The sequence below is a fragment of the Pseudomonas sp. NPDC079086 genome (assembly GCF_044542155.1).
GTDB lineage: Bacteria > Pseudomonadota > Gammaproteobacteria > Pseudomonadales > Pseudomonadaceae > Aquipseudomonas.
On the sequence record NZ_JBITTY010000001.1, the window covers coordinates 1289220 to 1308121 of the forward strand.

13 protein-coding genes are annotated in these 18902 nt (G+C 60.9%); 10 read left to right on the top strand and 3 right to left on the bottom strand.

Annotated elements, in window-relative coordinates:
- Window positions 1-8: 8 nt before the first annotated feature.
- Complete coding sequence (locus ACIGEK_RS06050) at window positions 9-2651, bottom strand: putative bifunctional diguanylate cyclase/phosphodiesterase (RefSeq protein WP_397492422.1); 2643 nt, start codon at window positions 2649-2651, stop codon at window positions 9-11.
- 132 nt (window positions 2652-2783) lie between these two features.
- Between ACIGEK_RS06050 and ACIGEK_RS06055 the strand changes: the two genes are divergently transcribed.
- Window positions 2784-3260, top strand: a complete 477-nt coding sequence (locus tag ACIGEK_RS06055) for a hypothetical protein (protein ID WP_397492423.1) — start codon at window positions 2784-2786, stop codon at window positions 3258-3260.
- Window positions 3261-3359: 99 nt separating this feature from the next.
- Here ACIGEK_RS06055 and aceF read toward each other — a convergent pair whose 3' ends face one another.
- Window positions 3360-5015: a dihydrolipoyllysine-residue acetyltransferase gene (aceF, locus tag ACIGEK_RS06060; protein WP_397492424.1), complete on the bottom strand. Its 1656-nt coding sequence runs from the start codon at window positions 5013-5015 to the stop codon at window positions 3360-3362.
- Between the two features lie 11 nt (window positions 5016-5026).
- Complete coding sequence (gene aceE / locus ACIGEK_RS06065) at window positions 5027-7672, bottom strand: pyruvate dehydrogenase (acetyl-transferring), homodimeric type (protein ID WP_397492425.1); 2646 nt, start codon at window positions 7670-7672, stop codon at window positions 5027-5029.
- Between the two features lie 266 nt (window positions 7673-7938).
- On the opposite strand from aceE, the gene glnE reads away from it, so the two are divergent.
- From glnE to ACIGEK_RS06110, 9 genes are all read left to right on the top strand, one after another.
- Complete coding sequence (gene glnE / locus ACIGEK_RS06070; RefSeq protein ID WP_397492426.1) at window positions 7939-10887, top strand: bifunctional [glutamate--ammonia ligase]-adenylyl-L-tyrosine phosphorylase/[glutamate--ammonia-ligase] adenylyltransferase; 2949 nt, start codon at window positions 7939-7941, stop codon at window positions 10885-10887.
- Between the two features lie 69 nt (window positions 10888-10956).
- A complete protein-coding gene (gene ilvE, locus ACIGEK_RS06075) occupies window positions 10957-11880 on the top strand; it encodes a branched-chain-amino-acid transaminase (RefSeq protein WP_397492427.1) in 924 nt (307 codons plus the stop codon).
- Window positions 11881-11992: 112 nt separating this feature from the next.
- Entirely contained in the window at window positions 11993-13027 is a 1035-nt protein-coding gene (waaF, locus tag ACIGEK_RS06080; protein WP_397492428.1) for a lipopolysaccharide heptosyltransferase II, read from the top strand.
- A gap of 1 nt (window position 13028) precedes the next feature.
- A complete protein-coding gene (gene waaC / locus ACIGEK_RS06085; RefSeq protein ID WP_397492429.1) occupies window positions 13029-14030 on the top strand; it encodes a lipopolysaccharide heptosyltransferase I in 1002 nt (333 codons plus the stop codon).
- Window positions 14030-15151, top strand: a complete 1122-nt coding sequence (locus ACIGEK_RS06090; protein ID WP_397492430.1) for a glycosyltransferase family 4 protein — start codon at window positions 14030-14032, stop codon at window positions 15149-15151. The genes waaC and ACIGEK_RS06090 overlap by 1 nt, the downstream gene beginning before the upstream one ends.
- The gene (rfaP, locus tag ACIGEK_RS06095; protein ID WP_397492431.1) at window positions 15148-15954 is read left to right on the top strand and encodes a lipopolysaccharide core heptose(I) kinase RfaP; all 807 of its coding nucleotides are present in this window, start codon (window positions 15148-15150) and stop codon (window positions 15952-15954) included. Before ACIGEK_RS06090 ends, rfaP begins: the two co-directional genes overlap by 4 nt.
- Window positions 15954-16688: a lipopolysaccharide kinase InaA family protein gene (locus ACIGEK_RS06100; protein ID WP_397492432.1), complete on the top strand. Its 735-nt coding sequence runs from the start codon at window positions 15954-15956 to the stop codon at window positions 16686-16688. Before rfaP ends, ACIGEK_RS06100 begins: the two co-directional genes overlap by 1 nt.
- The gene (locus ACIGEK_RS06105) at window positions 16685-17431 is read left to right on the top strand and encodes a lipopolysaccharide kinase InaA family protein (RefSeq protein ID WP_397492433.1); all 747 of its coding nucleotides are present in this window, start codon (window positions 16685-16687) and stop codon (window positions 17429-17431) included. The genes ACIGEK_RS06100 and ACIGEK_RS06105 overlap by 4 nt, the downstream gene beginning before the upstream one ends.
- On the top strand, window positions 17428-18888 hold the full coding sequence (locus ACIGEK_RS06110) for a lipopolysaccharide kinase InaA family protein (RefSeq protein WP_397492434.1): 1461 nt from the start codon (window positions 17428-17430) through the stop codon (window positions 18886-18888). Before ACIGEK_RS06105 ends, ACIGEK_RS06110 begins: the two co-directional genes overlap by 4 nt.
- Window positions 18889-18902 lie beyond the last annotated feature (14 nt).

Here is an 18902-nt window from a genome sequence, read left to right on the forward strand (position 1 = left end):
TGTTACAGCTAGCCTCGGTTTGGATAGCGCTTGAGGCTTTCCAACAGGTCGCGGCTGGCGATGGGTTTATCGAACAGGTAGCCCTGGCCGATATCGCACTGCTGGCGACGTAGAAAGTTGAGCTGCGCGGCCGTCTCGATACCCTCGGCCACCACCTTGAGTTTCAGGTTGTGCGCCATGGCGATCACCGCGGAGGTGATCTCCATGTCGTCCTGATTCTCCGGGATGTCCTTGATAAAGCTACGATCAATCTTGATCACATCGATGGGGAATTTCTTCAGGTAGCTGAGCGAGGAGTAACCGGTGCCGAAGTCGTCCATGGCCAGGGTCAGGCCCAGGCTCTTCAGACGGCTGAGCTGATGGCGGGTGTCGTCGGTGGCTTCCAGCAGCAGGCTTTCGGTTAGTTCCAGTTCGAGCAGGGCCGGGTCCAGTTGCTCTTCATGCAGTATGGCGGCGATCTCGCCAACCAGGTCCGGGTCGGAGAACTGTTTGGGCGACAGGTTGATGGCCATCTGCAGCGGCATGTGGCCGACGGCGATCAGCTGTTTGCTCATGCGGCAGGCCTGGCGGGTGACCCATTTGCCGATGGGGATGATTAGGCCGGTTTCTTCGGCCACGCTGATAAATTTTTCCGGGCTGATCATGCCCTTGTCCGGGTGGTGCCAGCGCAGTAGCGCTTCCAGGCCCAGCAGCCGGCCGCTCTTCAGGCACAGCTTGGGCTGGTAGAACACTTCCAGCTCGTTCTGCATCAGCGCGCGGCGCAGGTTGCTCTCGACGAACAGCTTGTAGTGCGCCTCGGCATTCAGTGCATCGGTAAACACCTGCAGCTGGTTTTTACCGTTGGCTTTGGCTTTGTGCAGGGCCAGGCCGGCGTGCTTCATCAGGGTTTGCGGGTCGTTGCCATGCTCGGGCGCGCAGCCCAGGCCGATGGAGCCGGTGACGCTGATCAGCTGGTTGTCGACGAACAGCGGCTTGTCCAGAGTGTGCAGCAGCTTCTGCGCCACCAGCTCGCTGTCGGCCTGGCCGGCGTTGAGCATTACGGCAAACTCGTTGCTGGCAAAGCGGGCCAGCACGCTGCTAGGGGTCAGGGTGTTGCGCAAACGGCGCGCCAAGCTGACCAGCAGCTTGTCACCGGTCTGGTGACCAAGGCTGTCGTTGATCCGCTTGAAGTTGTCGATATCCACCAGCAGTAGGCTGATTGGCTTGCCCGGGTGTTCGCTGAAGTGGCTCTCCAGCGAACGGATAAAGGCGTAGCGGTTACCCAGTCCGGTGAGGTTGTCGCGAAAGGCCAGGCGCTCGATATGCTGTTGCGCCTGCTTGCTGGCGGTAACGTCTTCGTAGATGCCGATGTAGTGGGTCAGGCTGCCATCGTCGGCATACACCTTGGACAGCGACAGTTGTCCCCAGTAGGGGTCGAGGTTCTTGCGGCGGCTCTTGAATTCACCCTGCCAACTATTGTGTTCGGCCAGACTGGAACGGGCATCGAAGAGCAGGTCGTTGAGGTTTTCCAGCGCGGGGATTGCGGACAGGCGGCGGCCCTGCACTTCGCTGGCGCTGTACAGAGTGATGGCAGTAAAACTCGGGTTGACGTACTCCACCAGGCCATCGCGGTCGAGCAGGATAAAGGCGCTGGAGCTTTGCTCGACGGCGCGCTGGAACAGGTACAGGGCATTGGTCGCGGTGCGCCGCTGCTGGTTGGTCAGTACTTGGGCGTACTGGTCTGCTAGCTCGCCGGCAAAGGCAATTTCATCCGGTTGCCACGTGCGTGCAGGGCCAATGTGCTCCATACACAGCACGCCCACCACCTCGCCGTCGATACGAATGCCCGCATCGAGCATCGCGGTGATGCCCATGGGGCGTAAATAGCTATCGCTAAGCTCGCGTGTGCGAGGGTCCTGGTGTGCGTCGTGGGCATCTAGGGCGCGACCACTATGCAGGGCTTGCAGGTAGGCGGGGTAAGGGCTGGCATCGATATCGGCCTGCACGATATGTCGGCCTTGGTCCTGTTGGTAGAGGGCCACCGATTGCAGCATATGCTCACTGAGGCTCCAAATGCCGGCGCGGCTCACGCCATAGAGTTCGCAGGCGCTCTTGCTGATCAGCTCGGCGGCCTCGCGCAAGGGATCGCTATCGCCGTAATGATGGCGCGCGAGCGTGACGATCAACTGCTGCTGGGCTTGTGTGCGTTGCTGCTGCGCCTGCAGCTCGGCCTGGCTGCGCTGGTAGAGTTCGAGGGTCTGTGGCGAGGGCGCGGTCTGCTCGTTCGTCACCAGCAAATAGCCGCGTAGCAGATGCCGCCCGCGTTGCTTGAAGGCTTCGCCCACTTCCATCAGGTTCAGGCTACCGCGCGGGGTGTGCAGGCAGTACTGCACGCTGTAGTGCCGGCGGTCGGCAAGCTGTTGCGCAATACTGTCGTGCAGCTGGTGGCGAACCGCGGGTTCCATCAGGCTGGCGTAGGGTGCATCGAGCAGGGAGCAGAGTTCATGAGCGGGTAGGCCAAACTGTTGTTCGCAGCCCGCGTCGAGGTACAGCAGAGTCCAGCTGGCTTCATTCAAGCGCTCGAAACGCAGCAAGCCAAGGCGCGAAGGCACTGGCAACTGCGTCACAACCTCGGCCGCTAAACGACTCGCGGCATCGGGATGGCTTTTCATTCGGTGGCTGGCTTCCAGTATGCTGATCGAAGCGGCAATCGACTCACTTCAATTTATAGCGTCGGGTAAGGGTGCATCATGCAATTGCGACTGACAAGAAAACTAATATCCGCAGTGTTGCTGAGTAGCTGTATGGCCGCCTCGCCGGTGTTTGCCGCTGAGCCTGACACGGGTTTGAGCAGTGCTGAACAGAGTAATTATCTGCTCGAACTGAAGCGCCTCTACCTGACCCAGAATGACCGCCAGGCGCTGTTGGCGCACTGCAATGATCTGCTGAAAACCTACGCGCTGCGCGCCGCCTATCAGGTCGGTCAGGTGCAGCGCCAGGACCTGCTCTATCAGCTACGTCAGGGCGAGTCCGGCGAGCTGCTGCTGCGTGAGGAAACCCGTGGCCAGCAGGGCACCGATTTAGCCGTGCGCAATCAGCGCGTGCCGCTGTTTGGTGTCGACCCCTTTGTGCGTTACGAGTGCCCGACCAACGGCATCAGCTGTGTGCTGCGCAACCCTAACGATGGCAGCCCAATGCTGACCATCGTGCGTGATCACAAGGGCGCCGCCGAACTGGCCAAAGCCCTAAGCTATCTGATTCGTAATCTGCAGAAAGGCTGATCGCCTCACACATTTCTACCGTTGCCGCATACCTAAAAAAACCCCGCCTATAAGGGGCGGGGTCGAGGATACGAGCGTGGCTGCTCGAAAGTTGGTGCGTTACAGCAGCATGGTGCGGATGTCCGCCAGTACGTCACCGAGGCGCTTGGTGAAGCGCGCCGCAGCGGCGCCGTTGATCACTCTGTGGTCGTAGGACAGCGACAGCGGCAGCATCAGCTTGGGCTGGAAGGCTTTGCCGTCCCAGACTGGCTGAATGGTTGCCTTGCTTACGCCGAGAATCGCCACTTCCGGCGCGTTGACGATCGGCGTAAAGCCGGTGCCGCCAATGTGGCCCAGGCTGGAGATGGTGAAGCAGGCGCCCTGCATATCGTCGGCCGAAAGCTTCTTGGTGCGTGCCTTCTCCGCCAGTGCGGCGGCTTCGGCAGCCAGTTGCAGCAAGCTCTTCTGATCGACGTTCTTGATCACGGGTACCAGCAGGCCATCCGGGGTGTCCACGGCAAAGCCGATGTGCACGTATTTCTTGCGGATGATTGCTTTACCACTCGGTGCCAGTGAGCTGTTGAAGTCCGGCAGCTCCTTGAGCAGGAAGGCGCAGGCTTTGAGCAGCAGTGGCAGCACGGTGAGCTTGACCCCAGCTTTTTCCGCCACAGCTTTCTGCGCGACGCGGAAGGCTTCCAGTTCGGTAATGTCGGCCGAGTCGAACTGGGTCACGTGTGGCACGTTGAGCCAGCTGCGATGCAAGTTATTGGCACCGACCTGCATCAGACGGGTCATCGCCACTTCTTCGATTTCACCAAACTTGCTGAAGTCCACCACCGGGATCGGTGGGATACCTGCGCCACCGGTTGCGCCAGCAGCTGGGGCTTCCTTGGCCTTCTGCATCATCGCTTTGACGTAAGCCTGCACGTCTTCTTTGAGGATGCGACCTTTCGGGCCCGTGCCTGGCACGACGGACAGCTCGACGCCAAACTCGCGCGCCAGCAGACGTACTGCCGGGCCAGCATGCACCTTGGCGCCGTCACGTTTGGGCGCGGCGGTAACGCTGGCGGCTGCTGCTGCCAGCGAGGCAATCGCGCTGACTTCGGCTGCGACCGCCGGATGAGCGCCGGCCGGGACCTTGTGCACATCGCTTGCTGCAGTTGGCGCAGCAGCGGCAGGTGCGGCGGCCGGAGCAGCTGCGCCTGCGACTTTCAGCTTGAGAATGAAATCGCCGGTGCCGACTTCGTCTTCCAGTTTGACGCTGATGCTTTCCACCACGCCGGCAGCCGGCGAGGGGATTTCCATGCTGGCCTTGTCCGACTCCAGAGTGATCAGCGATTGGTCGGCTTCGACCGTATCGCCGACCTTGATCAGGATTTCGATGACCTTGGCTTTGCCGTCCGAACCGATATCCGGTACATGCACGTCTTGTACGCTGCTGCTGGCCTGCGCTGCTGGTGCAGGTGCGGCAGCTGTTGCGGGAGTTTCAGCCGCAGCGGCTTTGGGCGCCTCAGCAGGTGCTGCGGGTGCAGCTTCGGTAGCGCCTTCGACTTCCAGCTCAAGCAGCTCGTCGCCTTCTTTCAGGGTATCGCCGAGCTTCACTTTCAGGCTTTTCACTACGCCGGCTTTCGGCGCAGGAATTTCCATGCTGGCCTTGTCCGACTCTAGGGTCAGCAGGCTTTGATCGGCCTCGATGCGATCACCGACCTTGACCATCAGTTCGATTACTTCACCCTCACCACCACCGATGTCGGGTACGCGAATCAATTCACTCATCGTTTCGCTCCTTAGCAGTCCAGTGGGTTGAGTTTTTCCGGGTTGATGCCGAACTTGACGATGGCCTCAGCCACCACCTTAGGTTCGATATCTCCACGGTCGGCGAGGGCTTCCAGGGCAGCCAGGACAACCCAGTTGCGGTCTACTTCAAAGAAGTGACGGAGCTTCTTGCGGCTGTCGCTGCGGCCGAAGCCGTCAGTACCCAGTACTTTGAATTCCTTGCTCGGTACCCACTGGCGAATCTGTTCGGCGAACAGCTTCATGTAGTCGGTAGAAGCAATCACCGGGCCCTTGCGGCCGCCCAGGCACTCTTCCACGTAGGTCTGCTTGGGCTTCTGGCCTGGGTGCAGGCGGTTGCTGCGTTCCACGGCCAGGCCGTCGCGGCGCAGTTCGTTGAAGCTGGTGACGCTCCACACATCAGCGGCAACGTTGAACTCGTCACGCAGAATCTTCGCCGCTTCGCGCACTTCACGCAGGATGGTGCCGGAGCCGAGGAGTTGCACGTGATGCGCCGCTTCCTTCTTGTCCTCTTCGAGCAGGTACATGCCCTTGATGATGCCGTCCTCAACACCCAGCGGAATGGCCGGCTGCTGGTAGGACTCGTTCATCACGGTGATGTAGTAGAAGACGTCCTGTTGCTGCTCGGTCATCTTCTTCATGCCGTCCTGGATGATCACCGCCAGCTCGTAGCCGTAAGTCGGATCATAGGTGCGGCAGTTGGGGATGGTCGCTGCCAGCATATGGCTGTGACCGTCCTCGTGCTGCAGGCCTTCGCCGTTCAGCGTGGTCCGACCGGCGGTGCCGCCGATCAGGAAGCCGCGGGTGCGGCTGTCGCCAGCGGCCCAGGCCAGGTCACCGATGCGCTGGAAACCGAACATCGAATAGAAGATGTAGAACGGCAGCATCGGCTGGTTGTGGCTGGAGTACGACGTACCAGCAGCAATGAACGAACTCATGGCGCCGGCTTCGTTGATGCCTTCCTCGAGAATCTGGCCCTTCTTGTCCTCGCGGTAGAACATCACCTGGTCTTTATCGACAGGCTCATACAGCTGGCCGACCGAGGAGTAGATACCGAGCTGGCGGAACATGCCTTCCATACCGAAGGTACGCGCTTCGTCCGGGATGATCGGCACGATACGCGAGCCGATGTCCTTGTCCTTGACCAGCTGTGCAAGGATGCGCACGAAGGCCATGGTGGTGGATATTTCACGGTCGCCCGAACCATCGAGGATGGCCTTGAGGGTATCCAGTGGCGGCGTCGGGATGCTGAAGCTCTTGGCTCGGCGCTGTGGCACGAAACCACCGAGTGCGGCGCGGCGTTCGCTCAGGTAACGCGCTTCGGCGCTGCCTTCTTCCGGCTTGAGGAACGGCAGGTTTTCCAGCTCGTCGTCCTTAACGGGGATGTCGAAACGGTCGCGGAACTGCTTGAGGCTGTCGACATCGACCTTTTTGGTGTTGTGCGCGGTGTTCTTCGCTTCACCTGCGCCAGTGCCATAACCCTTGACGGTCTTGGCCAGGATCACGGTCGGCTGCTCTTTGTGGTTTACCGCCTGGTGATAGGCCGCATAGACCTTGTACGGGTCGTGGCCGCCACGGTTGAGCTTCCATATCTCGTCGTCGGAGAGATCGGCAACCATCGCCTTGAGTTCTGGCGAGTTGAAGAAGTGCTCACGGACGAACGCGCCGTCCTTAGCCTTGTAGTTCTGGTATTCGCCGTCGATGACTTCGTCCATGCGGCGCTGCAGGATGCCGTCGACGTCTTTGGCCAGCAGTGGGTCCCAGAAACGGCCCCAGACCACCTTGTTGACGTTCCAGCCACCACCACGGAACACACCTTCGAGTTCCTGGATGATCTTGCCGTTGCCGCGTACCGGGCCGTCGAGGCGCTGCAGGTTGCAGTTAATGACGAAAATCAGGTTGTCCAGCTTCTCGCGGCCAGCCAGGGAAATCGCGCCAAGGGATTCCGGCTCGTCGCATTCGCCGTCGCCCATAAAGCACCAGACCTTCTGCTTGCCGGCTGGGATAAAGCCGCGCGCTTCCAGGTACTTCATAAAGCGTGCCTGGTAGATCGCCTGAATCGGGCCAAGACCCATGGATACAGTCGGGAACTGCCAGAACTCAGGCATCAGCCACGGGTGTGGGTAGGACGACAGACCCTTGCCATCAACTTCTTGGCGGAAGTTGTTCATCTGCTCTTCAGTGATGCGGCCTTCCATAAAGGCGCGGGCGTAAACGCCTGGCGATGCGTGGCCCTGGAAGAAGATCAGGTCGCCGCCGTGCTCCTCAGTCGGAGCCTGGAAGAAGTAGTTGAAGCCAATGTCATACAGGGTCGCCGAGGACGCGAAGCTGGAGATGTGGCCGCCCAGGTCCGAGTCTTTCAGGTTGGTGCGCATTACCATGGCCAACGCGTTCCAGCGCACCAGCGAGCGAATGCGGCGTTCCATAAACAGGTCGCCAGGCATGCGTGCTTCGTGGGTCAGCGGGATGGTGTTGCGGTAGGGCGTGGTGATCGCATACGGCAGCTGTGAACCACTGCGGGTGGCCAGCTCGCCCATACGGGTCATCAGGTAATGTGCGCGGTCTTCACCCTCGTTATCGAGGACGGACTCAAGGGCGTCCAGCCATTCCTGGGTTTCGACGGGATCGAGGTCTTGCATGGCTTGCTCCAGGGCGGAAAGGCTTCCAGAATCGGAGGCCAGGTTTCGTGGCCGACTTCGTGAGTGGCCGCGTGAATTCTTGGATTGACCGGGGGTAGGACCGGCTGCGTGTAGTTTTACTACATTCCGACGCCGATTTCAGCCTTTTGGATACAATCTTTGGTAGTAAAACTACAATTATTTTTCTGCCAGTAATTCGACCCGCTCTAGAGTGGGTGGTGCCATCCATGATCGCTGCACTGGCAGATCGCTAAAAAGGATAGACCATGAGCCTGCCCGCGCTGGCCTCTTTACCTGCTGCCCTGGCCCACCTTGTCCCCCGTGCCGAACAGTTTCTGCAGCAAGCGTTTGCCGCGCTCGGCGGCGAGTCTGCGGCGGCTTTTGCGAGTTGGCCGAGCGAACGGCTTGCGGCCTGGCAGCGAGTGGCGGCGGCCAGTGATTTTGTTGTGCAGCAGGGCGCGCGCGACCCGCAGATGCTGCTCGATCTGGCTGCCAGCGGTGAGTTGGAACGCAGCCTGGGTGCTGGCGAGCTGCGCGGGCAGTTGGCTAAGGCGCTGGAAGAATGTGCCGATGACGACGAGCTCGGGCGGCGTTTGCGGCGATACCGCAATCGTCAGCAGTTGCGCATCATCTGGCGCGATATCAGCCGCCAGGCCGACCTTATTGAAACCTGTCGCGACCTTTCCGACCTTGCCGACTCCTGTATCGATCTGGCCTATCAGTGGCTTTATCCACGGCATTGCGCGCAGTTCGGCACGCCCATCGGCCGGCGTAGCGGCCAGGCGCAACATATGGTCATCCTTGGCATGGGCAAGCTGGGCGCCCATGAGCTGAACCTGTCGTCGGACATCGACTTGATCTTCGGTTACCCCGAGGGTGGCGAAACCGAGGGGGTGAAGCGTCCGCTGGATAATCAGGAGTTCTTTATCCGTCTCGGCCAGAAGTTGATCAAGGCACTGGATGTGATCACCGTCGACGGCTTTGTGTTTCGCACTGACATGCGCCTGCGCCCGTACGGTTCTTCCGGTTCGCTGGTGTTCAGCTTTAACGCGCTGGAGCAGTACTACCAGGACCAGGGCCGCGATTGGGAGCGTTACGCGATGATCAAGGCGCGGGTGGTCGGCGGCGATCAAGCAGCGGGTGCGCAGTTGCTGGAGATGCTGCGGCCCTTTGTTTACCGGCGTTACCTAGACTTCTCGGCGATTGAAGCGCTGCGCGCGATGAAGCAACTGATTCAGCAGGAAGTGCGGCGCAAGGGCATGGCTGAGAACATCAAGTTGGGCTCTGGCGGCATCCGCGAAGTGGAATTTATCGCCCAGGCCTTCCAGCTGATCCATGGCGGGCGCGACCTGAGCCTGCAGCAGCGCTCACTGTTTGCGGTGCTGAATACCCTGCGCGACCAGGGCTACTTGCCAGCGGCGGTGACCGATGAGCTGCGCGATGGCTATGCCTTCTTGCGCTATGCCGAGCACGCCCTGCAGGCCATCGACGACCGGCAGACGCAGATGCTTCCGGACAACGATCAGGACCGCGCACGCGTGGCTTTCATCATGGGTTTCGGCACTTGGCAGGCCTTCCATGAGCAGCTGATGCATTGGCGTGGCCGTGTTGACTGGCACTTCCGTCAGGTGATCGCCGATCCCGATGAAGAGGAGGGCGGCGAACCTACAGAGGAGGCGGTGGGCTGCGAGTGGTTGCCGCTCTGGGGTGATGTGCAGGACGAAGAGGCTGCGTGTCGACAGCTGACCGAGGCTGGCTTTGCCGAGCCACAGTCTGCCTGGCAGCGCCTGGCGGGCCTGCGCAATGGCAATCAGGTACGCGCCATGCAGCGCCTCGGCCGCGAGCGCCTGGATGCCTTTATTCCGCGCCTGCTGGCGCAGGCGGTGGAGCATGACAATCCGGACCTGGTTCTGGAGCGCGTACTGCCGCTTATCGAAGCTGTGGCGCGGCGTTCGGCCTACCTAGTGCTGCTCACGGAAAACCCCAGCGCGCTGCAGCGCCTGCTGACGCTGTGCGCCGCCAGCCCTTGGATTGCCGAGCAGATCACCCGCTTCCCGCTGTTGCTCGACGAGCTGCTTAATGAAGGGCGCCTGTTCAATCCGCCGCTGGCCCCCGAACTGGCCGCCGAGCTGCGTGAGCGGCTGATGCGCATTCCCGAGGAGGATCTGGAGCAACAGATGGAGGCGCTGCGTCACTTCAAGCTGGCGCACCGTTTGCGCGTGGCTGCCTCGGAAATTGCCGGTACCCTGCCGTTGATGAAGGTAAGCGACTACCTGACCTGGCTGGCCGAGGCGATTCTCGATCAGGTGCTGGCCCTGGCCTGGCGTCATACAGTGAGCAAATACGGCGCGCCACGCCGCGCTGACGGCAGCGTCTGCGATCCTGATTTCGTCATTGTCGGTTACGGTAAGGTCGGCGGTATCGAGCTGGGGCATGGCTCTGATCTCGATCTGGTGTTTATCCACGATGGCGATCCGCATGCGGAAACCGATGGTGAAAAGCCCATCGACGGCGCGCAATTCTTCAATCGCCTGGGTCAGCGCATCATTCATCTGCTAACAACCCAGACCAACTCCGGTCAGCTCTACGAAGTCGATATGCGCCTGCGGCCGTCCGGCGCGGCGGGCCTGCTGGTCAGCTCGCTGGGTGCCTTCGAGCGCTACCAGCAGGGCGAGGCCTGGACCTGGGAGCATCAGGCGCTGGTGCGGGCGCGGGTGCTGGTCGGCTGCGCGCGCGTCGGCAAGGCCTTTGAGGCGGTGCGCGCCGTGGTTTTGGGGCGTGAGCGCGACCTGGCAAGCCTGCGTAACGAAGTCAGCGAGATGCGCGCGAAGATGCGTGACAACCTCGGCAGCAAGGCCACCGCAGCCGGCACGGCCGCCAATGCCTTCGAGGCCGCTGCGCCGTTCGACCTCAAGCAGGACGCCGGAGGTATCGTCGATATTGAATTTATGGTGCAATACGCGGCCCTGGCATGGTCGCGCCAGTACCCGGAATTGCTTGAGTTCACTGACAATATTCGCATTCTGGAAGGGCTGGAGCGGGTCGGCTTGCTACCGGGCGAAGATGCCCGCTTGCTGCAGGATATCTACAAGGCCTACCGCTCGGCGGCCCACCGTCAGGCCCTGCAAAAGCAGCCTGGGGTGGTCAGCGGTGAGCAGTTTGCCGATGAGCGGCGCACGGTGATGCGTATCTGGCGTGAGCTGGGCTTGAACTGAATATGAGGAAGTCGGGCGCGTAGGCACTCGGCTAATGCGGTATCAATCGAATCTGAGGAGCAGGCAACTATGTCGATGGCCGATCGTGATGGCGTGATCTGGTATGACGGCGAGCTGGTGCCGTGGCGCAATGCGACCACCCACGTGCTGACCCATACCCTGCACTACGGCATGGGCGTGTTTGAGGGCGTACGTGCCTACAACACCCCGCAGGGCACTGCGATCTTCCGCCTGCAAGCGCACACTGATCGCCTGTTCGACTCGGCCCATATCATGGGCATGAAGATTCCGTACAGCAAAGACGAAATCAACGAAGCTACCCGCGCCGCCGTGCGTGAGAACAACCTGGAAAGCGCTTACATTCGCCCAATGGTGTTCTACGGATCTGAAGCCATGGGCCTGCGCGCCAGTGGCCTGAAAACCCAGGTGATCGTCGCTGCATGGAGCTGGGGCGCCTATATGGGCGACGAAGCCCTGCAGGTGGGCATCAAGGTGCGTACCAGCTCCTTCACCCGTCACCACGTCAATATCTCGATGACCCGCGCCAAGGCTAACGGCAACTACATCAACTCGATGTTGGCCTTGCAGGAAGCCATCTCCGGCGGTGCTGACGAAGCGCTGCTGCTGGACCCGGAAGGCTACGTGGCCGAAGGCTCGGGCGAGAACATCTTCCTGGTCAAAAACGGCGTGATCTACACCCCGGAAGTGACCTCGTGCCTCAATGGCATCACCCGTAACACGATTCTGACTCTGGCCGCCGAGCACGGTATCGAAGTGGTCGAGAAGCGCATCACCCGCGATGAGGTGTATATCGCCGACGAAGCCTTCTTCACTGGTACCGCCGCCGAAGTCACGCCGATTCGCGAAGTTGATGGTCGGCAGATCGGCGCAGGGCGTCGTGGGCCGATCACCGAGAAGCTGCAGACCGCCTACTTTGACCTGGTGACGGGTAAAACCGATGCCCACGCCGAGTGGCGTACGTTGGTCAAATAAGCGGCTCGCGTTGGCTGGATGCAGCTGCATTCAGCCCTGCAGGCTAGGCTGATAGTCGAGCGTTGAGTCTGTCCGGGAGGCGAAAGCCTCCTTGGTCGTTTCTGGAAGTGGCATGAAAATACTGATCGTAGGCCCCAGCTGGGTGGGTGACATGGTGATGGCGCAGACACTGTTCCAGTGCCTGCAACAGCGTCATCCCGGTTGCGCAATCGATGTGCTGGCCCCCGAGTGGAGTCGGCCGATTCTCGAGCGCATGCCCGAAGTGCGTCGGGCTTTGAGCTTTCCGCTCGGCCACGGTGTGCTGGAACTGGCCACGCGGCGCAAGATCGGCAAGTCCCTGGCGGGCCAGTACGACCAGGCGATTCTGCTGCCCAATTCGCTCAAGTCTGCACTGGTGCCATTCTTCGCCGGTATCCCCAAACGCACCGGCTGGAAAGGCGAGTTGCGTTATGGCTTGCTCAATGACATCCGCGCCCTGGATAAAGAGCGCTACCCGCTGATGATCGAGCGTTTTATGGCGCTGGCCTTCGAGCCGGGTGCTGTATTACCGCAGCCGTATCCTCGCCCAGCCTTGCAGATCGACGCGCAGAGTCGCGACGCCGCCTTGGCCAAGTTCGGCTTGAGTCTGGACCGCCCGGTGCTGGCGCTGTGTCCGGGCGCCGAGTTTGGTGAAGCCAAACGCTGGCCGAGCGAGCATTACGCCAAAGTCGCCGAGCTGAAGATTCGCGCCGGTTGGCAGGTGTGGATATTCGGCTCGAAGAACGATCATCCGGTCGGTGAGGGCATCCGCAGTCGGCTGATTCCCGGCCTGCGCGAAGAAGCGGTGAACCTGGCCGGCGAAACCAGCCTTGCTGAAGCCATAGACCTGCTGTCCTGTGCGGGTGCTGTGGTGTCCAACGATTCCGGCCTGATGCATGTGGCTGCCGCGCTGAACCGTCCATTGGTTGCGGTCTACGGCTCGACTTCTCCGGGCTTTACCCCACCGCTCGCCGAGCATGTGGAGATCGTCCGCCTCGGCCTGGAATGCAGCCCGTGCTTCGATCGCACCTGCCGTTTCGGCCACTACAACTGTCTGGGCCAGCTTAAGCCGCGCCCGGTGATCGAGGCGCTGGATCGCCTGGTCAGCGACCCGGTCGAGGTTGAATAGCTTGCGGGTACTGTTGATCAAAACCTCCTCGCTGGGCGATGTGGTGCACACCTTGCCGGCGCTGACCGATGCGGCGCGGGCGATTCCTGGTGTCCAGTTCGACTGGGTGGTGGAGGAGGGCTTTGCCGAGATCCCCGCCTGGCATCCGGCCGTGGCGCAGGTGATTCCGGTGGCCATTCGCCGTTGGCGCAAGAACCTCTGGCAGACCCTGAAAAATGGCGAGTGGAAGCGCTTTAAGCAGCGGCTCGGCGAAACCAAGTACGACCTGGTGATTGATGCCCAAGGGCTGCTGAAAAGCGCTTGGCTGACCCGTTACGTCAAGGCACCGATTGCCGGCCTGGATCGCGACTCTGCGCGTGAGCCGTTGGCCAGTCGTTTCTATGACCGAGGCTATGCCGTGCCGCGCGAGCAGCATGCCCTTGAGCGCACCCGCCAGTTATTCGCTCAGGCGCTGGGCTATGCGCTGCCAACAGGCGTCGGCGATTACGGCCTGAACCGTGCGCAGCTGGCCGATCAGGCGCCGCAGCCTTACTTGCTGTTTCTGCACGGCACCACCTGGCCAAGCAAGCATTGGCCGGAAGCCGATTGGCGCGCGCTGGCCGAGCAGATGAGTGCGCTAGGTTGGGCGGTGCGCTTGCCTTGGGGCAATGAAACCGAGAGAGCGCGCGCCGAACGGATTGCCGCCGGCATTGAAAATGCGGCGGTGCTGCCCAAATTAAATCTTGCTGGCGTGGCCAAGGTCATCGCTGGGGCCAGCGCCTGCGTGGCGGTGGATACCGGTCTCGGCCATTTGGCCGCCGCGCTGGATGTGCCGAGTATTTCCCTGTACGGCCCGACCTTGCCGGGGCGCGTAGGTGCCTATGGTCGTGGTCAGGTGCACCTGTGCGCCACGGGGCCGAATGCTGGCTCGGGTGATCGCCACAAGCCCTGCTTCGACGGCCTGGATGCCGAGCGTGTCGCCACACAATTGCAGGCCCTGTTGCTGGCCGAGGACGTTGTCTGATGCAGCTCGCGTTTATTCTCTACAAATATTTCCCGTTCGGCGGCCTGCAGCGCGATTTTATGCGCATTGCCTTGGAGTGCCAGGCGCGCGGTCATGCCATCCGCGTCTACACGCCGATCTGGGAAGGTGAAGTGCTGGCGGGCTTTGAGGTGGTGGTGGTGCCGGTCAAAGCGCTGTTCAACCACAAACGTAATGAAAAACTCACCGCCTGGGTTGAGTCTGATCTGGCCAAACGTCCGGTGGATCGGGTGATCGGCTTTAACAAGATGCCCGGCCTGGATGTCTACTACGCCGCCGATGGTTGCTATGAAGACAAGGCACAAACCCTGCGCGCGCCGATTTACAAACGCTGGGGCCGTTACAAGCACTTTGCCGATTACGAGCGGGCGGTGTTTGCCCCCGAATCGAAAACCGAGATTCTGATGATCTCCGAAGTGCAGCAGCCGCTGTTTATCAAGCATTACCACACCCCGCTGCAGCGCTTTCACCTGCTGCCACCGGGCATCGCTCAGGATCGCCGCGCCCCGGCCAATGCCGCTGAGATTCGCGCCGCGTTTCGCGCCGAGTTCAAGCTGGCGGATAGCGACCTGTTGCTGGTGCAGATCGGCTCCGGCTTCAAGACCAAGGGTCTGGATCGCAGCCTCAAGGCCCTGGCTGCCTTGCCGCGCGAGCTCAAACAGCGCACTCGGCTGATTGCCATCGGTCAGGATGATCCGCGTTCATTTCAGCTGCAGGCCAAGACCCTGGGTGTGTCCGATCAGGTGCAGATTCTTAAGGGGCGCAGTGACATCCCGCGTTTCCTGCTCGGTGCCGATCTGCTGATCCACCCGGCCTACAATGAAAACACTGGCACGGTGCTCTTGGAGGCGCTGGTTTCCGGCCTGCCGGTGTTGGTGACGGACGTCTGCGGCTACGCCCACTACATTGCCGAAGCGGATGCCGGGCGAGTGCTGACCAGCCCGTTTGAGCAAGAGCTGCTGAATCATCTGCTCGCCGATATGCTGGCCGACGATCAGCGCCGCGCTTTCTGGTCACGCAATGGTCTGGCCTATGCCGACAGCGCCGACCTGTATTCCATGCCGCAGCATGCGGCCGACATCATTCTGGCGACACGTCCATGAAACTGGTACTGGCTGAACCCTTTAAAAGCCTGTGGGCCGGTCGCGATGCCTTCGTCGCCGTCGAAGCGCTGCAGGGGCAGGTGTACCGCGAACTGGAAGGCCGCCGCACACTGCGCACCGAAGTCGATGGGCGCGGTTATTTCGTCAAGATCCACCGTGGCATCGGCTGGGGCGAGATCGTCAAAAATCTGCTTACCGCCAAGCTACCGGTGCTCGGTGCGCTCCAAGAGTGGCAAGCCATTCAGCGTCTGACCGAAGTCGGCGTGGCGACCATGACCGCCGTGGCCTACGGCGAGCGCGGTCGTAATCCGGCGGCGCAGCATTCGTTTATCGTCACCGAAGAGCTGGCGCCGACTACCGACCTTGAGCAGCTCAGCTTGAACTGGGCGCAGCAACCGCCCGAGCCCAGGCTGAAGTGGGCGTTGATCAAGGAAGTGGCGCGCATGGTCGGCAGCATGCACCGCGCCGGGGTCAATCATCGTGACTGCTATATCTGTCACTTCCTCCTGCACACCGATAAACCGGTCACGGCCGATGATTTCCGCCTGTCAGTAATCGACCTGCACCGCGCCCAGGTACGCAGCCAACTGCCCATGCGCTGGCGCAACAAGGACCTGGCCGCGCTGTACTTCTCCGTACTGGATATCGGCCTGACCCGGCGCGACAAGCTGCGCTTTTTGCGCGGTTATTTTCAACAGCCGTTGCGCCAGACCTTTAGCGCCGAGCGTTCGCTACTTGCCTGGCTGGAACGCAAGGCGGACGCGTTGTATGCGCGCAAGCAGCGTTACGGGGATGCGCTCTGATGGCTGGGTGGACGCTAGATGCGCAGTATCAAGGGCTTGTTGCCGACTTTGGTAGCTTGGATGCGGTGTTTGCCTTGCAGGGTGAGCGACTGACCAAAGACCCTTTGTCCGAAGTGATCCGTATCGAGCGCCAGGGTGTGCGCTATTACGTCAAACGATACTGGGGCGGTGGGAAGGGGTTGCGCCGCTATGTTGGGCGGCCGCGGGTTAAGGCTGAATGGCAGAACCTGAAATATTTCGCCAAATGGGGGGTGGCTACAGCTCCGATTGTCGCTTTCGGCCTGGAGCGTCAGTTTGGGCGCTTTGTTCGGGGGGCGTTGATTACTCGTGAATTGAGCAACACCGAAGATTTGGGGTTGTTGGCAAATAACAATGACCCGCGTCTACAGGACTGCCATTGGGTCGATACCATCAGTGGTCAGCTGGCGCGTGCGACGCGGATATTGCATGAGCACCATTTCACGCATAACGATCTCAAATGGCGCAATTTGCTGGTAAACGATCAAGTTGAGTTGTTCCTGATTGATTGCCCCACAGGAGCGTTCTGGTGGGGACCATTGTTGCGTTATCGAATCATCAAGGACCTCGCCTGCCTGGATAAGGTAGCCAAGTACAAATTGTCGCGTACCCAGCGGTTGCGCTTTTATCTGCAATACCGTGGCCGCAGTGGCTTGAATGTCGCTGACAAGCAACGCATCCGCCAGGTTGTGAATTTCTTTGAGGGCCGTGAATGACGGACTTTATTGCTGAGCAAGACCGTGTCTTGCTTGAGCGGCATGGGCTGACCAGCTTCGAGGCTTTATGGGCGCTGCAGTTGGAGGCGGTGGATGAACCTAATACCGAGCGTGGCGGTTGGAGCAGCGTCTATCGGTTGGATTTGGGCGAGTCGGCGTTTTATCTCAAGCGCCAAAGCAATCACCTGACTCGCAGCCTGCTGCACCCTTTTGGTGAGCCCACCTTTGCCCGAGAGTTCCGAAATATTCAGCGTTATGCGGCGCTAGGCATTCCCGCGTTACAGGCCGCGTTTTTTGCCGAGCGCAGGTTGCCAGGCGAGCGGCGTGCGGTGCTGCTGACCCGTGCCTTGGACGGTTGGCAGGACCTGGATGCCTGGTTGCCCAACTGGACCACGCTCGAGGAGACCCAGCGCGTGGCAATCCTCAATGCATGTGGTGAGCTAGCGCGGCGCCTTCATCAAGCTGGCCAGATGCATGGCTGCTTTTACCCCAAGCATATTTTTCTGCGCGAGACCGCTGAAGGCTTCGATGCACAGCTGATTGATCTGGAAAAGACCCGCCCGCTGCTGTTCGGTCAGCGCGATCGAGTAAAGGATCTGGAACCATTGTTGCGTCGCGCCAGTGTGTGGGGCGAGGCGGAGGTCGGCGTGTTGCTGGCAGCCTACCTTGGTGAGACGGCTGATCTCGGTAGCTGGAGTGAGCGTCTCGGTGCGCGTCGACGCAACAAGAAGGCACGTCGATGAACCTGGCGGAGCTCAGTCAGGCTGGGCGTACACCAGCGTTGCCGCAGACCATCGAATTGGCCGATGCGGCTGGCACCGCGGAATTGACTCTGCAGCGTCTGTTGCGGGTATTGCCTGGGCAGCGTTTTGTAGCTCAGGCCGAATGGCGCGGGCGTCCGGTGCTGGCCAAACTGCTGGTTGGTGCTAAGGCCTCGCGGCATTTTCAGCGTGAGCGTGATGGCGCGCACTTGCTGGCTGTGCAGGGGTTGCCGACACCGCAACTGCTTGCCGATGGCCTGCGCGAAGGCGAGGGCGGTTGGCTGCTATTTGAATATTTAGATGGTGCTGAGAGTCTGTGGGACGCCTGGCGTTTGGTGGAAAACCAGCCGCTATTGAGTGCCGAGCAGCAGGCCGTGCTGGCCGATGCGCTGGTCAGCATCGCGCAGATGCATGCCAAGGGGCTGTGGCAGGCGGATCTGCATCTGGACAATCTGTTGCGGCATAGCGGCCAGTTGTTCGTCATTGATGGCGGCGGTGTGCAGGTCGAAACGGCCGGCCAGCCGCTGTCGCGCGGCAAGGTGCTGGAAAACCTCGGGGTGTTCTTTGCCCAGCTGCCAGCTGAGTTGGCGTCCTTTATCGAAGAGCTGCTGGTGCATTACTTGCTGGCCAACGGTGAGCATGCGTTGCCGCTGGAGGCGTTGCTCAACGAAGTGGACAAAGTGCGCAAATGGCGTTTGCGCGATTATTTGCGCAAGATCGCCCGCGATTGCAGCTTGTTCGCGGCGAAAATCGGTGCATTTGGCCTGCAGGTGGTGCGCCGGGACAGTCAGGCCGAGCTGCAGCCGTTGTTGAATAACCTGGACCTACTCACCGAGCAGGGCCATATCTACAAGACCGGCGGTGCGGCCACCGTGGCGCAAGTGCAGCTGCAAGGCCGGCCGTTGGTGGTCAAACGCTATAACGTGAAAAGCGTTGCCCACTGGTTGAAACGCTTCTGGCGGCCCAGTCGCGCCTGGCACAGTTGGGTTGAGGGTAATCGCCTGCAGCTGCTGGGCATCGCCACCCCACAGCCACTGGCTGTGTTAGAACGGCGCTGGTGCTGGCTGCGCGGTCGTGCCTACCTGATTACCGAATACTGCGGCGGGCAGGATATAATCGCGCGTTTTAGCAACTACCACGACGGATCACCCCCAGAAATAGAGCTATTGGCGCTGGATCGTTTGTTTGCAGCCTTGCTGCGCGAGCGCATCAGCCACGGCGATTTCAAGGGGCACAATCTGTTCTGGGATGAAGACTTGGCTCGCTGGTCATTGATCGACCTCGACGCCATGCAGCAGCATCACAGTGCGCGCAGTTTCGCCAGGGCTTATGCCCGTGACCGCGCCCGTTTCCTGCGTAACTGGCCAGCCGATTCGGCGTTGCACCAGTTGCTCAACCAACGTATACCGCTGACGCCCGTCGTCGGCTCAGCAGACTAGAAGAGGCAAACTCA